Source organism: Sporosarcina sp. FSL K6-5500 (assembly GCF_038005665.1).
GTDB classification, from domain to species: domain Bacteria; phylum Bacillota; class Bacilli; order Bacillales_A; family Planococcaceae; genus Sporosarcina; species Sporosarcina psychrophila.
The window spans coordinates 3,108,639-3,124,885 of the sequence record NZ_JBBOTP010000001.1; the positions used below are offsets into that span (position 1 = coordinate 3,108,639).

Annotated in this window: 13 protein-coding genes; 9 read left to right on the plus strand and 4 right to left on the minus strand. The window is 38.1% G+C overall.

What is annotated here, in order from left to right; all coding sequences use genetic code 11:
* Positions 1 to 5 precede the first annotated feature (5 nt).
* Together istB and istA are read right to left on the minus strand one after the other, a co-directional pair.
* Positions 6 to 752, minus strand: a complete 747-nt coding sequence (gene istB / locus MKX62_RS14980) for an IS21-like element helper ATPase IstB (protein ID WP_338655207.1) — start codon at positions 750 to 752, stop codon at positions 6 to 8.
* Positions 749 to 2,296: an IS21 family transposase gene (istA, locus tag MKX62_RS14985; protein WP_340742587.1), complete on the minus strand. Its 1,548-nt coding sequence runs from the start codon at positions 2,294 to 2,296 to the stop codon at positions 749 to 751. The genes istB and istA overlap by 4 nt, the downstream gene beginning before the upstream one ends.
* A 137-nt stretch (positions 2,297 to 2,433) precedes the next feature.
* Between istA and MKX62_RS14990 the strand changes: the two genes are divergently transcribed.
* Together MKX62_RS14990 and MKX62_RS14995 are read left to right on the plus strand one after the other, a co-directional pair.
* Complete coding sequence (locus MKX62_RS14990; RefSeq protein ID WP_340741776.1) at positions 2,434 to 4,308, plus strand: serine hydrolase domain-containing protein; 1,875 nt, start codon at positions 2,434 to 2,436, stop codon at positions 4,306 to 4,308.
* Positions 4,309 to 4,802: 494 nt separating this feature from the next.
* Positions 4,803 to 5,240, plus strand: coding sequence for a VOC family protein (locus MKX62_RS14995; protein ID WP_067207311.1), 438 nt, complete (start codon positions 4,803 to 4,805; stop codon positions 5,238 to 5,240).
* Between the two features lie 415 nt (positions 5,241 to 5,655).
* Here the strand turns inward: MKX62_RS14995 and MKX62_RS15000 are convergent, their stop codons facing one another.
* Positions 5,656 to 6,027 carry a winged helix-turn-helix transcriptional regulator gene (locus tag MKX62_RS15000; RefSeq protein ID WP_067207314.1) on the minus strand — a complete coding sequence of 124 codons (372 nt, stop codon included), beginning with the start codon at positions 6,025 to 6,027 and terminating at the stop codon, positions 5,656 to 5,658.
* Between the two features lie 216 nt (positions 6,028 to 6,243).
* Here MKX62_RS15000 and MKX62_RS15005 point away from each other — a divergent pair, with 216 nt between their 5' ends.
* From MKX62_RS15005 to MKX62_RS15030, 6 genes are all read left to right on the plus strand, one after another.
* Positions 6,244 to 7,419 carry an MFS transporter gene (locus tag MKX62_RS15005; RefSeq protein WP_370569996.1) on the plus strand — a complete coding sequence of 392 codons (1,176 nt, stop codon included), beginning with the start codon at positions 6,244 to 6,246 and terminating at the stop codon, positions 7,417 to 7,419.
* Between the two features lie 65 nt (positions 7,420 to 7,484).
* Complete coding sequence (locus MKX62_RS15010) at positions 7,485 to 8,324, plus strand: aldo/keto reductase (protein WP_399631516.1); 840 nt, start codon at positions 7,485 to 7,487, stop codon at positions 8,322 to 8,324.
* A gap of 475 nt (positions 8,325 to 8,799) precedes the next feature.
* Positions 8,800 to 10,185, plus strand: coding sequence for a group II intron reverse transcriptase/maturase (ltrA, locus tag MKX62_RS15015; RefSeq protein WP_338652480.1), 1,386 nt, complete (start codon positions 8,800 to 8,802; stop codon positions 10,183 to 10,185).
* A 148-nt stretch (positions 10,186 to 10,333) separates the two neighbouring features.
* Positions 10,334 to 10,909: a TetR/AcrR family transcriptional regulator gene (locus MKX62_RS15020; protein ID WP_338653005.1), complete on the plus strand. Its 576-nt coding sequence runs from the start codon at positions 10,334 to 10,336 to the stop codon at positions 10,907 to 10,909.
* 32 nt (positions 10,910 to 10,941) lie between these two features.
* Positions 10,942 to 12,180 carry a beta-ketoacyl-ACP synthase II gene (gene fabF, locus MKX62_RS15025; RefSeq protein WP_340741777.1) on the plus strand — a complete coding sequence of 413 codons (1,239 nt, stop codon included), beginning with the start codon at positions 10,942 to 10,944 and terminating at the stop codon, positions 12,178 to 12,180.
* Between the two features lie 763 nt (positions 12,181 to 12,943).
* On the plus strand, positions 12,944 to 13,309 hold the full coding sequence (locus MKX62_RS15030) for a glyoxalase superfamily protein (RefSeq protein ID WP_340741778.1): 366 nt from the start codon (positions 12,944 to 12,946) through the stop codon (positions 13,307 to 13,309).
* Between the two features lie 40 nt (positions 13,310 to 13,349).
* Here MKX62_RS15030 and MKX62_RS15035 read toward each other — a convergent pair whose 3' ends face one another.
* A complete protein-coding gene (locus MKX62_RS15035) occupies positions 13,350 to 15,203 on the minus strand; it encodes an LTA synthase family protein (RefSeq protein WP_340741779.1) in 1,854 nt (617 codons plus the stop codon).
* Between the two features lie 442 nt (positions 15,204 to 15,645).
* Between MKX62_RS15035 and MKX62_RS15040 the strand changes: the two genes are divergently transcribed.
* The gene (locus MKX62_RS15040) at positions 15,646 to 16,035 is read left to right on the plus strand and encodes a stage II sporulation protein P (RefSeq protein WP_340742589.1); all 390 of its coding nucleotides are present in this window, start codon (positions 15,646 to 15,648) and stop codon (positions 16,033 to 16,035) included.
* The last annotated feature ends 212 nt before the right edge of the window (positions 16,036 to 16,247 follow it).

The window sequence follows — 16,247 nt, forward strand, 5'->3', positions numbered from 1 at the left end:
TTTGCTTAAAATATATGCTGCCTATTTTTCATTCGATAGCTATCACTATTCATGTGAATCACTTCGACACGATGTAACAGCCGATCTAGAATGGCTGTCATAATCCCTTGATCCCCCATTAACTCCGTCCATTGTTCTGGGCTCTTATTCGACGTTAGAATAATCGAACTTCGTTCGTATAGATAATTGATGAGCTGGAAGAATAGATTTGCCTCACGCTGATCCATTGCCATGTACATTAAATCATCAATAATCACTAAATCAGATGTTTGAAGTCGTTTCATTTGAACCTGCGATTTATGCGCAAATTCTTGGGTTTTCAGAAGCTGAATTAATTCTCCCATTGTCACAAAGTACACTTGGAACCCTTTATGAATAGCCTCTAAGCCTAACCCTATCGCTAGAAATGTTTTGCCAACACCAGGTGGGCCTAATAAGATTAAGTTGTATTGCTGCTCTAACCAGCTGAACTCTTGTAACTGTGTCAGTTGACGAGATGTAAGAGCTGTTTGCTCCTCTACTTGAAATTCTTGTAACGTTTTAATGTAGGGGAAGCGCGCCCATTTAATACGACGTCCTATACTTTTTTCCTCGCGTTTGCCTAGCTCAAATGATGTGATAGCTTCCAAAAATTCTAAGTAAGTCCATGATTCTTTTTCAGCTTCGCGAAGGAGCTGCGGGAGCTCCTCTGCCGTTTCTGAAAGCCGTAGCTGACGAAAATGATTTTGTAAGTCTTTCACCGTTTTATTCATGAGACAATCCCTCCTAGAATTCGTGTATACGTTTCTAAGGGGCGTGTTTCTACTTGAATATTCGTTGGAGTCATCGAAACATTCTGTTGCTCATGGAGTAGGGCTGATTCCTCTAGATTCGATTGCTTCAAGTAACGCACTACGTCTCTAAAGTCATTCGCACTATATAATTTTTCACGCATACACTTTTGAAGTGCTGAATCAATCCATTCGGGTTCTTCTTTAATCACCTTTTGTAGAATTATTAATTGATCTCTACGATAACGCACGTATTTCATACAAATTTCGTCCACATACATCAATGCGTCTTCTTGTTCTTCAAAATATGAAATGACGGTTTTCTTTAACTCTTCAATTCCTTTAGAACGGTCTCGGGTATGATTACGATTTTGAATAAGCTTTCCTTTTTCGCTACTAATTTGATGTTCGGCCAGCACTTCACCGTTTGACTGCTTACGAATAACCAACGTATCTTGTTGCTCACCTTGTATGTCTAAAACAACCTGATTCTCTGGTGATACTCCATAAGTTCCTAATGGAACTGAGTAACGGTTGGACGCAAAGCGAATCGTATTGTCCTTGCCTACATTTCTTGTTATAATACATGCATGTGTACTTTCATTTGAAAGTAGTGAAGAGACTGGTTCTAAGTGTTGCTTTTCGACGAGAAACACTTCGACTGGGCTCTTTTTTGTTGTGTTATGCACATTTTTATTTCCTGTGCGTTCCAACCACTGGAGCGCACGTTCATTCCAGTCCTCAATATCTTTAAAAACACGGCTGTCTGCGAAATTTCCCTTTATGTATTTCACTACATTTTCAATCATTCCTTTTGATTCAGGATCGGCTTTTCGACATAAATGAACACGGAACTTTTGATCTTTTACATACGCTTGGAATTCTGCTGTTAACACGATATCCCCAGCGTTTTCGCTGACTGATAGTAAGTGATCTTGGTCATACACAATTTCTTCCGTACGACCACCAAAAAAGCGAAAGGCATTTTCATGACAACGAATGGCATCCTTCGTAGTGAAAGGTCGGTCTTGCCACTCCATGTACTTATACCGCGAATGTGCTAAAACAAAGGCAATGAAGTATAATTTCACTTCTTTTTTCGTCGTCGTTTTCTGTCTTGTTTCTCCCCAATCCACCTGTATCTGTTTGCCCATCGGCTGTTCAGGAACGGCCTCATATTGCCTAACAATCGCTTTTTTCTCAATTTGATAAATCTCACGGATCTCTTTTACATAGGTACGAACTGTGCTTTCTCCGATTACCAAATCAGGATAGCGCTCGATTAACCAATCTTGAATTTGTGCTGCACTTAAATGTGGGTATTCTTCTAGCCATGCGACAACCCAATCCTTGTAGGGATCCAATTTCTTAGGTTTCTTCAAAGGATTCCCCAAATATTCTTGTGCTTCCTCAAATGACATATTCAAATACTTATAAACAGTTCCACGCGTTACTTTCAAATGTTTTGCAATCTGTGCAATCTTCATTTTCCGTTTGTATAGTTGCTGAATCTCGATGTATAACACTAACTTTTCCTCCAAGTCCTTACCTCCAGTAAACTAATAATCCTAGCTTACTAGATGGCATGATTGTTGGCGAAAGTGTTCAAGGTATTCGAGCGAAAACTGTCTATTTTAGTATAGCGGTTACAAGGGGGTGCCGCATGAATAAAAAAATTTCCATTATATTAATAATAGCTTTATCTTTGTTTTTTACCGAAACAATTTATGCTAATGAACTTACAACACCATCTGGAATTTCAATATCCGATGTAGAACGTTTCGTAGACGATTATGCACATGAATATATTGGTGAAACAACTGCGGGTGCGAGCATTGTTATTTTGAAAGATAATAAAGTTGTTTTATCAAAAGGATATGGTTATGGAGATATTGAAAACCAAATTAAAATAAATCCGAATACTGCTGTTTTTGAATGGGGTTCAGTAAGTAAATTGTTTGTCTGGGTGTCGGTCATGCAATTAGTCGAACAAGGAAAAATAGATTTAGATGAAGATATAAACAGATATTTACCAAAAGGATTTTTAACAAAACTAACATATGATGACCCTATCACTATGTTGGATTTGATGAATCACACTGCAGGATTTGAGGAAAATATTTTTGACACGGGATATGCTACCGAATACCGTGTAAAATCTTTAGAAGAAGGATTGAAAATTGCTGAGCCAAACCAAGTATATCGTCCAGGTAAAGTCGTTGCTTATTCTAATTATTCAACTTCTCTAGCTGCATATATAGTTCAATTAATTACAGAACAAGACTTTAATGAATATGTTGATGAACATATATTTCAAAAATTAGGTATTCTAGATTCAACTTCATATTTGTCTTCAGGGAGAAATGGGCAGATAACAAAAAACAAAGTAAATGGATATGAGCTTATTGAAGAAGGAGATTTCAAACTATCGACACCGTACTATATGTCCATGTATCCTAGCGGTGAAATAAATGGAACAGCACCAGATTTAGCTAAGTTTGCAATGGCACTTATGCCACAATCCGAAAATGAAAACGTTTTGTTTGAGGATGAAAATACGCTAGTTACAATGCTTTCGCAAAGTTATGCTATTAATGAAAATGTCCCTGGTATCGCACATGGTTTTTGGGAGTATGATGGAAAGTTTAAAGGATTAACACATGGTGGAAATACAGTTTCCTTTTCAAGTAATTTTCATATCGTCCCTGAAGATAACTTTGCAGTAATAATATTAACGAATCAAGCTTCAGAGTCTGATATTTCCTATGGACTGACAAAGGAATTGGTTGGAGAAAAAGAGATAGATGGAGTAAAATTGGCGGACTTACCAAACTCACAAATCACAGAAGGAACGTATCTTACTACTCGCAGAATGAAAAGTGGATTTTTAAATTTGTATTACTATTTACTACCACTTACAGTGAAATCACTAAATGCGAACGAAATTGAAGTAAGTTTGGTAGGTATGAAAGCTAATTACGTCCAAACATATCCAAATGTTTATAAAATGACAAAAGGTAGTACTATGTTTATTCTTACAAATGTTCTTTATTTTTCTATAGAGGATGGTGAAGTTAAACAAATTTCTACATCGATTTCAGATTATCTCCCTTTAGATAAAAATATATTTTGGTTAACAATAAGTGCTGTATTATTCATTTATTGTTTAGTATACTTTATTGCTTCCCCATTCGTTTTAATCGTAATCAGTATTTTGAATCGGAGAAGAAAAAAACCTTCTATAAAAATAAGAAAATGGGTTTACCTATTAAATATTGTTGGTACAGCATTTATCGTAAATATAATTTTATTAGTAATTAGGATGTTGAGTAATAGTGATCGAGGATATTTTGAAGTATTCCCACAAATAGTTGCTAATTATGTTTTAACTATTTTAAGTGTTGTTTTTATTATTTTCATTCTAGTTAATTGGAAAAAGGCAACTCTAATGAAATTACAGAGGGCTATTTATCTTCTATCAATCGTTACTATTGTTATATTAATCTTTTTACTTATAACATGGCAGTTTTATTCTTAGTGAAAAAGCTCTGTTTAATTTACGCTGTTGATATTTGATTATTTAGTTCAATGAGAAAACAATGAGGTTTTTGCTGATATTTGTATGATGAGTAACTACAATGAAAGAAAAAATAAGTTACCCTATTCAACATACTTTTATTTTATCATCACTTTTAATTACCTTTTTATCATTTGTATCGCTAATAATATTTCGGTTTTTTTGGAATTAGCTATTTATTCACTTAGAGAACGTTATATACGGTTAAAATTAATGTTTAGAATTAATTATAGCGTCACTTTTTTAACTACATGAAGAATTTCACTTAAACTAACGGGTGGTTAGTGGAACAACTGTAAAGCTTTCCTTCTTGAACTAAAGAAGCAAGTTAGTTGAACAATCAGTCCAGTTTATTGAACAAGGATATTTTCTGTTTTTAGCGAATTAGAATTACAAACAAACTTATCAAGAATACAAGATATTGCAAAATAACAGGAACAAAGGAGGTATGAGATTTGAAAATCCATAGAATAGATCATGTGGGTGTAATCGTAAATGATCTCACTGCCGCTAAAGATTTTTTTCTCGATTTTGGCCTTGAGGTGCAAGGGGAATGGGAAATGGAAGGAGAGTTGATAAATCAGGTATTTGGGCTTAATGACGTTAAAGTAGCATGTGTAGGATTAGGGACACCAGACGGTCAAGTATGGATAGAGCTAATCAAATTTTATAATCCGTCAGATGAAAGAGAAATTCAGCAACCTTTTGCAAATACCCCGGGTATTCGGCATATTGCCTTTGCTGTTGAAGATATTGAAGCTGTTGTTGCCAAGTTGAAAAAGAAAGGTACGAAAATCTTTAGTGAGATACTACACTATGAAGAAAGTTATAAGTTATGCTACTGCAGTGGGCCAGAGGGAATTATTTTAGAGTTGGCGGAGAAAATCAAATAAATTATGGGTAATTACTAGTTATCGGGCCAATAATTGATGGATTTTGACATCCTGCCAGTGAAATATGTAATCACGTCGATAAAGTTGTTCCGCAAGCGGGCGCGATTGTTATGTAAGTGTTTCTGTTCTTATTCAACTAACAGGTAATTTAGTGTACCAATAGTAATATTTCTTATTCAGCTAACGGGGCGGTGGCAGCAGTTGGTTTATTTAACAAATTATATGAAATGCAGTAAAGAACTTTACTCTTTCATAATGATGGTTCGGCTTGTATAAGGTGAAGTAAGCAAAAACACCTCTCACAAACAATTGTGAGAGGCACTCTTTTCTGCATAAAGGGGTAGACACCAGTGCTTCTTTAAAATCCGCTTTGATTTCCCCTATTAAGGGACCTACGCTCAATTAATATGGATTATCACTTTAGTTTATCGTTTAAAATGCCCTCTTCTAGGACGGAAAACTTATCTCCATATACTTTCATAATATGTACGTTCCCCCAAGCGCATAGCGAATCTAATATACTCTCCAAGCTTAAACCGTATTCACTCAATTCATATTCTACTTTCGGTGGAACCTGGTTGTAAGCAATCCGGTTAATAACGCCATCTGCTTCTAGCTCACGTAATTGTTGCGTGAGCATTTTTTGCGTGATATCTGGCATAAGACGTTTCAATTCACTTGTACGTTTTTTACCATGTGTCAGATGGCATAGAATGACACATTTCCATTTTCCACCGATCACTTCTAATGTCGCTTCAACGGATATATTATACTTCTTTTTTGTCATGCTCATCCTCCTTACTAATGGGTACTTAAAAGTACCTATATAACTTTTTGGTACCTATAGTACTTAAAAGTGCGTACTTTTCTTTTTAATCCCTGTGACTCATACTAACATTTGCAGATGAATTGTACGAGGTATTCATTGTGGTCTTTGTAAATTCAATCATACAACAAAGGAAAAGAAAGGATGAAAAAAGTGACTTTAGATAAAAAGAGAAGTATGTTTGCACTACTTGCATTAGCTGTTAGTGCATTTGCAATCGGAACAACAGAATTTATTAGTGTTGGGCTTTTGCCTCTGATTTCCCAAGACTTAGATATATCGGTGACGACTGCAGGACTAACTGTTTCCCTGTACGCGTTAGGTGTAATGATAGGTGCTCCAATTTTAACATCGCTCACTTCAAGAATGCCACGGAAAACATTGTTATTATGGATTATGATAGTCTTTATCATAGGAAACGGGATTGCGGCGGGTGCAACAAGTGTTACGGTTTTGCTTATGGCCCGTGTCATTTCAGCGTTTGCACATGGTGTGTTTATGTCAATTGGGTCGACAATCGCTGCTGATTTAGTTCCAGAGAATCGCAGAGCAAGTGCGATTTCAATCATGTTTACAGGACTTACGGTTGCTACTATTACAGGAGTTCCATTTGGGACATTTATTGGACAACAGTTTGGTTGGCGCTTTGCCTTTGTGGCAATCGTAGTGATAGGGATTATAGGGTTTATTGCGAATAGTATTCTTGTTCCATCCGATTTACGTCAAAGTACTCCAACAACGATTCGAGATCAAGTTAAGCTCATAACAAATAGCCGGATATTGCTAGTATTGACAATTACAGCACTGGGATACGGAGGAACATTTGTTGTATTCACGTACTTATCTCCGTTGCTTCAGACGATAACAGGATTTAAACAAGGAACCATCGTGATCATCTTACTTGTTTACGGAATTGCGATTGCAATTGGTAATATGATTGGTGGGAAGCTGTCAAATAAAAACCCGATTGGCTCGCTGTTCTATATGTTTATTGCGCAAGCGATTGTGCTTTTCATATTAACATTTACGGCACCATTTAAGGTCGTGGGTTTAGTAACAATTCTTTTCATGGGATTGTTTGCATTCATGAACGTTTCAGGACTTCAAGTGTATGTCGTCATGTTAGCTGAACGTTTTGTCCCAAGTGCAGTAGATGTTGCTTCCGCTATGAACATAGCTGCATTTAATGCGGGGATCGCGATGGGGGCCTACGTAGGTGGAGTGGTTACTGATTCGATTGGGCTCATTCATACGGCTTGGATCGGGGGGGCAATGGTACTGATTGCAGCCATACTAACAGGCGTCAGTCGGGCGCTAGAAAGAAAAGATCAGCAAAGGATTAATCTAACCTAAAGGGGGTGATTGGAAACGTATAATCTGCAACACAACTTTAATTAAAAAATAGGAGGACATAAATAATGAAAAACTTACAATCGACAACAATGTTGCATAACGGTGTGAAAATGCCTTGGCTTGGCCTTGGTGTATTTAAAGTGGAAGAGGGTCAAGAATTAATAAATGCGGTGAAAACTGCGATTACACATGGCTATCGCAGTGTCGATACAGCGGCGATTTACGGCAATGAAGTTGGCGTAGGACAAGGTATTCGTGAGGCAGTTAAAGAAACAGGTATTGCGCGAGAAGATTTATTTATCACATCAAAAGTTTGGAATTCAGAGTTGGGCTACGCATCAACAATTGCAGCTTATGAAGAGAGCTTAACGAAACTAGGTTTAGACTATTTAGATCTATACCTTATTCATTGGCCAGTGGCAGGAAAATATAAAGAGGCATGGAGAGCGCTAGAAACACTTTATAAAGAAGGACGGGTTAAAGCAATTGGCGTAAGTAATTTCCAAATTCATCATCTTGAGGATTTGATGAAGGATGCGGAAATTAAACCAATGGTGAACCAAGTGGAGTACCATCCACGTTTGACGCAGAAAGAATTGAGTGATTTTTGCCGAAAACAGGATATTCAATTGGAAGCATGGTCTCCACTCATGGCAGGACAATTACTCGACAACACAGATCTTCAGGAAATCGCCGATAAATATGGTAAATCAATTGCCCAAGTTATTTTACGCTGGGATCTACAAAATGGCGTTATTACAATTCCGAAATCCACGAAAGAACATCGTATTGCTGAAAATTCAACAGTTTTTGATTTTGAATTAACAGCGGATGATATGAAACGGATTGATAGTTTGAATCAGAATCACCGAGTGGGTCCAGATCCGGATAACTTTGATTTTTAAATAAACTAAACCCCTATCTTAACCTAGATAGGGGCTTTTCATGTGCGCCCTGCATGGGCGAATACTCGGTGGTGAAAGTCCACTACAGGCTTGGCAGTAGGAACTGTTAGCGAAAGACAAGGTGGCTATCGTGAGGTAGTGGCTGAAGGAAGTCGGACGCAAACTCCTGAACTGACGAACAGAAACTAGATAGAAGGCTGAATTAGGTCGGATAAGGTTGCATGACAAACCGAAGTCCAATACTGCCCGAAACCTATACAGTAAATCTAGCAGTTACATGGGAGGAAAGTATTCGCTCTTACCGGGGGAGGTCTTACGAGGGCACAGTGCAAGTTAAATGATAACGAACCAGTGCAATCTCTGTGGTGACATGAAGATGAATCGTAAGAAGTCAGCAGAGGTCATAGTAGTGTTCACTGACAGGACATGAAGGACTGAACAATAATAATTTTGAGGATACAAGGAGGTGTGGAAATTGCGAAAACCGCAGAAAATAGGGAAACCTAGCTACCGTCAGAGAGATAATGTGGAACATGAAGGGTATGACGGAGTGCATAGTAATTTCCATGGTGAACTGAACAATCAAAATGGTGTACATCTGTTTGAGAAAATCCTCTCAAGGAATAATCTCAATCAAGCTTACCTACAAGTTGTCAGAAATAAGGGAGCCGCAGGCTCAGATGGTATAACCTATGACCAGCTACTCCCATACTTGAAGGAGCACAGGGAAGAATTACTAGTGAAATTACATAACGGAACTTACCGCCCGCAACCCGTGTTGCGGGTTGAAATTCCTAAACCAGACGGTGGTGTAAGAAAACTAGGAATTCCAACTGTAATCGACCGGATGATTCAACAAGCAATCAATCAAGTCTTACAACCCATTTTTGACCCTACGTTCTCCGATAATAGCTTTGGGTTTCGTCCAAAGCGTAGTGCACATCAAGCTATCACCCTAGCGAAGTCGTACTACGAACAAGGATACAAATATGTTGTAGATATGGATATGAAAGCTTATTTTGACACAGTAAACCACGATAAACTTATGCACTATATTGAGGAAAAGGTTCAAGATAAGCGTGTTTTACGTCTTATCCGCCAATATCTCAAAAGCGGTATTATGGTAAACGGTTTATTTCAAGCATCCGAAGAAGGAACCCCGCAAGGGGGGAACTTATCGCCGCTATTAAGTAATATTTACTTGAATGAATTCGATAAACTCCTCACAACACGTGGGCACAAATTCGTCCGTTATGCGGATGACTGCAATATTTACGTCAAAAGTAGACGGGCAGGTTATCGAGTGATGGAGAGTTCAACCAACTTCCTTGAAGGCGAACTAAAATTAACCGTAAATCGTGAGAAAAGTGCGGTAGGAAGTCCACTGAAACGAAAGTTTCTAGGGTTCTGCCTATTGGCAACTAAAAACGGCGTCAAAATTCGACCACATCAAAAGGCGAAATCTACTGTGAAGCAAAAGTTGAAGAAAATAACAAAGCGGAACAGAGGGAGAAGCATTGAAGTTCTATTCAAGCAAATCAAGCAGCTAATGACGGGGTGGATAAACTACTACGGTATTGGTGAAATGAAAAGCTTTATGAATGAATTAAACGGTTGGTTGAAACGACGAATCAGGCAATACATTTGGAAACAGTGGAAAAACCCACGAACGAAATGTAAAAATCTAATTCAACTAGGTACCGAAGAGCGAAAAGCCTTTGAATGGTCAAATACCCGAAAGGGTTACTGGAGGATTTCTTCCAGTTATATCCTTCATAGGTCTTTAACAGATAGAAAACTGGCACAACTCGGATATATGGATATATCCGTGAAGTACCAGTTTGTACACTCAAATTATTGAACCGCCGTATACGGATCCGTATGTACGGTGGTGTGAGAGGGACGAACGAATCAAATTTCTGATTCGTTCACTCTACTCGATTTTGTAATATATGGTGTAAGAACTAGAGTCAATTGACACTTACCTATTAGTAAGTTAGTATTTGGTTATGGAAAATAGAAAATCACAAATCATTGAGCTAGCACTTAGAAATATTCGAGAAAAGGGCTATTTGTCTTTTAGTTATGACGACTTGGCTAAGGAACTTGGTGTAACGAAAGCTAGCATTCATTATCACTTCATGAAGAAAGAGGATTTAGGTCTAGCCGTTTGTATAAAGTTAAAAGAAGGTCTGGAAAAATCTTATTTGAACATTGATCAAGCTCAAATAAACAGTGAAGATAAACCATGGGAGTTTATTTCAAGAAGAGCTAATCAGATTGGTAACAATGAAGTTTGCCCGATATCATCTTTACAAGCAGACTATAACTTTTTACCGATCGCTATGCAAGAGAGTGTACAACAATTGAGTCAAATGGAAATAGACTATTTAAAAAAGCTTCTTGATGTTTTAAAGGAAGAAGGAAAACTAACACATGATACAGGGGCATTAGCCGCTCTTCTAATATCGAGTATTAAAGGTGCGCTACAATATAGACGTGTAGTAGGAGAATATTTGTATTCAATAGTAATTGATCAATTAAAACTGCTTGTAAATGGAAATGATGGAGTTAGGAATATGTGAATACATGACGATTTTATGGGAGGTATTAGTATATGGAACGTCGAGTTGTTGTAACGGGATATGGAGTCGTATCGCCACTAGGAAATGATGTAGATACGTTTTGGAATCATATTAAAGAAGGTAAATCTGGGATTGGAAAAATTGAGGACGATGAATTCAAAGAAATTAACACACAGATTGCTGGGCGTATAAAGGACTTTCCAGCGGAAGAATACTTTGATAAAAAAGAATTGGGGAAATATGATTTGTTTGCGCAGTACGCTTATGCAGCGGCAAAACAAGCGTTAGACCAATCAGCACTCAATTCGGACACCGTTAATAAGGAGCGAATAGGCGTTTACGTTGGATCTGGAATTGGTGGAATTGACACTGTACTCGAAAATCATAAACATTTACTAGAAAGAGGCGTAAGAAAGGTCTCTCCATTTATGGCACCAATGATGATTAGTAATATGGCGGCAGGTATTATAGCTATTAAATATGGTTTTAAAGGTCCGAGCTTTTCGCCAGTTTCTGCCTGTGCAACAGGTAACCACGCAATAGGTGAAGCATACTTGAATATTTTACATGGTTATTCCGATGCTATCGTAGCGGGGGGAGCAGAAGCTTCAATAAATCCATTATCTTTTGCTGGTTTCTCAAGAATGAGAGCCATGTCTACTTTAAATGATTCACCTGAAAAGGCGAGCCGCCCTTTCGATCGTGAGCGTGATGGCTTTGTTATGTCGGAAGGCGCAGGAATTTTAGTACTTGAAGAGTATGATCATGCTAAAAAACGGGGAGCAACCATCCTGGGCGAAATCGTGGGTTACGGTTCAACAACAGACGCCTATCATATTACATCCCCGGATTTTGATGGAGCAGCAAGAGCGATGAAATTAGCTTTAGGAATGGCACGACTTAATCCGACTGATATTGATTACATTAATGCGCATGGAACGAGCACACCAGAGGGCGATAAATCAGAAACGAAAGCCATTAAAGCTACTTTTGGTTCTCATGCCTATCAGTTAAAGGTAAGCTCAACCAAATCGATGACAGGACATCTATTTGGTGCGGCAGGTGGGGTTGAAGCAATCATAACGCTTAAAAGTATACTGGAAGATATTGCACCACCTACTATCAATTACGAAAATCCAGATGAAGAATGCGACTTGAATTATGTTCCAAATGAAGCTGTGAAAATGGAGATAAACTATGCGATTTCAAATGGCTTTGGTTTTGGCGGGCATAATGCAGTACTTGCTTTTAAGAAATTTATCCCGCATTAACGGGCAGTAAGACTCCGACATCGAGTCTTTAAGGACACAAGAAGAATCGGAGGGGGATCAGAACCCCCTCTGATTGAAGATTAACTTTATAAAGTAACTAAATACATGTGGAGCTCCGTCCGATTGTCAGACGGAGCTTCATTTATATAGAAGTAGTCTATATATGTTGAATTAAAGAATCCTATTGAATCTGACGTTGCGCTCAAAATAAGAGAGTATTAATTCGGGGTCTGGATTGTAGAACGCTTGGCGCTTTGGGGATGCCTTTCGCCGTAAGCCTGGATTAGCGCTTCGCACCCAGTCTTACGGCTTCAGCGACCCCTTTACCGCGCCTGCGCTAGGGTGTTCATTATCGAGAGAAATGTAATTTCGAGATGTATATGCTGAGATTATAAGTTGATTACTAGTTGATACTACTTATAGTCAATAAAGACGTGCCCCAGCTTGCAGATTTCATCGTAGATAATGAAAAGCTCTTTCTCACATAGACCATCCAGCGCAGGCGCGACTTCGTGGTAGCCGGAGCGATAAGACTAAGGAGGGATGCAGTTCAATCCCTCCCAAGTGGTCTTCTTTCAGGCTTATCGCGGGAGGCATCCACAAAGCGTCGAAGCGATATTAGTGGGAATTCTAAACCATTCCAAGTACTAATGCTTTTTCAGGGGCCTCCCAAAAGCCCTTGTAAAGCGCATACGCCGTATTCATTTGTTCAACATATATAGTAATATTAAATGTCTTTATGGATTAGCGAGGAGTGTATTATATGAATGGTAAACGTGTCACACCGATTCTCCGTATATTCGATGTGAAGAAAGCAAAAGAATTTTACGTTGACTATTTGGGATTTAAATTAGATTGGGAGCATCGATTCGAGGATAATTTGCCGTTGTATATGCAGGTTTCAAACGGAAATTGTATCATTCATCTATCAGAGCATCACGGGGATTGTAGTCCGGGGGCTGCTATTCGGATAGAGATTGAAGATATCGAAAGCTTCCATGCAGTGCTTCACTCGAAAGAATATAACTTCGCACGTCCAGGTCTTGAAACAACTCCATGGCAAACGAAGGAACTGACAGTTATTGATCCATTTAGCAATCGCATTGTTTTCTTTGAGGATAGAGAATGAAAAAACGGGTTATCTTTCGTTAAAGATAACCCGTTTTCTATTATTTTCGATTGCTATACGATTTTAAGATTTGATCGGATTGTTGCATGATTTTTAAGGCGTTGTCGATAGATTGTTGTGTTTTATTTGTCCGAGATTTCTCTTTCATGGTTTCCAAGTTGTAGAGGATAGCAGGTAATTTAGCGCTTGGTGCGACATACAATGTGTCATCGTTTATGAAGGAGCTGCCTGGCAGGTGGTAACGCATGCCAAGTAAATTGTTTTCGTAATGAAATAAATCGTGACCTATCATCTGTGCATCATGTTCTATTCCGAGTAAATTTAATAATGTAGGCATCAGATCAATTTGTCCGCCTAAGTGGCTAATCGTTTCTCCGGAGAAAAGTCCGCCTCCTGAAAAAATGACCGGCACGATAAAACGGTCTTGTAGGTTATAAGGATGGTCGAGTAGATCTAAAAGAATAGCCTCATCATCTTTTGTGACAGGAGCCCCGTGAACACCCGAATGATCCCCGTAGACTAGAATCAACGAATTATCATATAAGCCCGCCTCTTTTAATGTATCAATGAATATTCCGATTTGCTCATCTGTATAGCGGACTGATTGAAGATAATTGCCGACATATGTGCTGTCATAACTATCCGGTAATACTAGATATTGAAGATCTTCAGGCATTTCAAACGGTGTATGGCTTGTCAGTGTAATGATGTTTGAATATATTTTTTCATGTTTCTTAAATTGCATGGGCAGTTGTTTAGTAGCAAAATCGAACAGTACTTCATCCGCAGGTCCAAATCCTATTTCTTGTTCTGCTGGAATTTCTTTGTTGGTATAAACGTAGTCAAAACCGAGTGCTGGATATAGTTTTTCACGATTCCAATAGGTAATGTCATCGGCATGATAAGTGGCTGTACCATAGCCATTCCTTTGTAAAGTTCGAGGTAGAGAAGGGACTGGCTTTCCATTAATGACATTGACAGTCGGATCCATACCTTCAGGGTAAATGGACGTGTGCATAAGCCACTCGGCGTCAGAAGTGTTGCCCGCCCCGATTTGTTGGTATACGTTATCGAAATATGTACTATCTTTCAATAAGGCATTTAAATAGGGTGTAATTTCTTGTCCGTTCACTTTTCTATTGATCACAAAGCCTTGTAATGACTCGACCTGAATGACGAATACATGACGATCCTTAGCAATACCGTAGGAATTATGCTCATTTGCGGGAACGTAGTCATTCCCTTTGAGTTTCTCCACGTCTTGTTCTGATAAATTAACATCAGAAGCTAGCGCGATACCGAAGCTCCGCGTGAAAACTTGCACCGCTTGCGATTGTAAATAGCCGTTCTCTTTTGCGAAATATGAAACGTCAATAAGTGGTTGCCTAAAAGCTAGTAGTGTTGTAATAAGACCAATACTTCCAAATAGAATCGCTAATTGTCTAGTTACTTTAGCTGAAGATTTTATTTTTTTGGCATTATAGTAATATGCAATTGGAAGGATAAATAGTAGGTCCAGGAAAAAGAGGAAATCATAGGGCTTGCTTAGAAGACCGACTGTCCCTCCTACAGAATTCGATTGATAAAGTTGCTGTAAGTCATAATAGGATGGAATTGTTGAAAAGTAACGCGTGTAGTAAATAATGGCGATAAATAATACAGACAATATCGTATTGAATACGAAGATGCCGGTCCATGTCCGTTTCTTTACGATGAGTACGATGAGTGAAAGTAAGAATGCCCATAGTGGAAATTCAATGAGTGCAATATGGAAGACAGATTTGTTATGAAAAACGACGACACGAAATGCGATCACTTTTAAGAAAAGTAAGGTCAAAATCAGGGTGGTTGGATGTAGTAGAATAGGCTTAACTTTTTTGATGAACAATTTCATATTGAGTACCCCCAAATAGAACTTTCTATTAATATAGTGTAACAAAGATATTTTTTGATGTGAAATAAAAAGAAGGAAATAGATGGAACTTCTTTGTAATTAAAGAAGTAAATGAAAATAGACTTGAAAGGGGATGCCGAAGCCCTAAGTTTAGACAGTGCTAAAGTGGATTTGACGGTTTTCATTTCATTAAATATAGTGAAACCCTTCATCGAAATTGTTTGATAAATTTACTTTAAACGCTGGAATGTATTTCTATCATGTATCTTAATCTCTATTAACAGATCATTTTTAGCTATCTAACATAGAAATACACTCTACTCGTTAAAGGAGAAAATCAACACTAGTAGTTGGAGGAACTTTTCAAAAAAACATGTAACCTTTTCGGTAGCTTAAACGAATAATGGTTGTATGACAAAATGAGGGGGGATATATTTGCTTGATGCAGAAAACTTGGAAGACAGAATCATTGAGATTTGTAAAGATGGTATTTGATATTCACAGGGATTCCATAGCAAGAAAAGATAGCACCTTCATCGCTAATGGAAAAGAATATGCAAAGGTGGCGTTAATAGTGTCTCGAACAAGCAAGAATTACGATGAAAATGTGGATTTCGCAGAACTACTACACGCTATAATTGAGCAAAAATACCCTGGAATTTCGAGAGGGGTAATAGTTAAGAATGGTAAGGCACAAAGTACTTACAATCAGGATCTCATTGGTGAGTCAGTATTAATGAATATAGGCGGGATAGACAATACATTGGAAGAAGAATTTAGAGCAGCGGATATTTTAGCGACAATCATTAAAGAAATAATTGAAACGAATTAATCTGTTACTTAAACACGGATGATCTATGATATATATCGGAATCTGCCAAGTTTTAATATGAAAAATTCATCTTCTATACCACGTCTGTTGAATTTCTTTCGTCCCAAAAAGCTTTAGTACTTCGTGTACTTGTGCCTTTGGAGGGCGACGGATGAACGACCACCATGCGCATCCTATAGATCAAGATATCTCGGTCCTGTATAGGAGTCATT

Excerpts from the sequence above, each read along its gene's own strand:
- fabF (WP_340741777.1), top strand. The coding sequence starts at position 10,942 with ATGGAACGTCGAGTTGTTGTAACGGGATATGGAGTCGTATCGCCACTA.
- MKX62_RS15000 (WP_067207314.1), bottom strand. The coding sequence starts at position 6,027 with ATGACAAAAAAGAAGTATAATATATCCGTTGAAGCGACATTAGAAGTG.
- MKX62_RS15030 (WP_340741778.1), top strand. The coding sequence starts at position 12,944 with ATGAATGGTAAACGTGTCACACCGATTCTCCGTATATTCGATGTGAAG.
- MKX62_RS15040 (WP_340742589.1), top strand. The coding sequence starts at position 15,646 with ATGCAGAAAACTTGGAAGACAGAATCATTGAGATTTGTAAAGATGGTA.
- MKX62_RS15010 (WP_399631516.1), top strand. The coding sequence starts at position 7,485 with ATGAAAAACTTACAATCGACAACAATGTTGCATAACGGTGTGAAAATG.
- MKX62_RS15005 (WP_370569996.1), top strand. The coding sequence starts at position 6,244 with ATGTTTGCACTACTTGCATTAGCTGTTAGTGCATTTGCAATCGGAACA.
- MKX62_RS15020 (WP_338653005.1), top strand. The coding sequence starts at position 10,334 with ATGGAAAATAGAAAATCACAAATCATTGAGCTAGCACTTAGAAATATT.
- istB (WP_338655207.1), bottom strand. The coding sequence starts at position 752 with ATGAATAAAACGGTGAAAGACTTACAAAATCATTTTCGTCAGCTACGG.
- MKX62_RS14990 (WP_340741776.1), top strand. The coding sequence starts at position 2,434 with ATGAATAAAAAAATTTCCATTATATTAATAATAGCTTTATCTTTGTTT.
- MKX62_RS15035 (WP_340741779.1), bottom strand. The coding sequence starts at position 15,203 with ATGAAATTGTTCATCAAAAAAGTTAAGCCTATTCTACTACATCCAACC.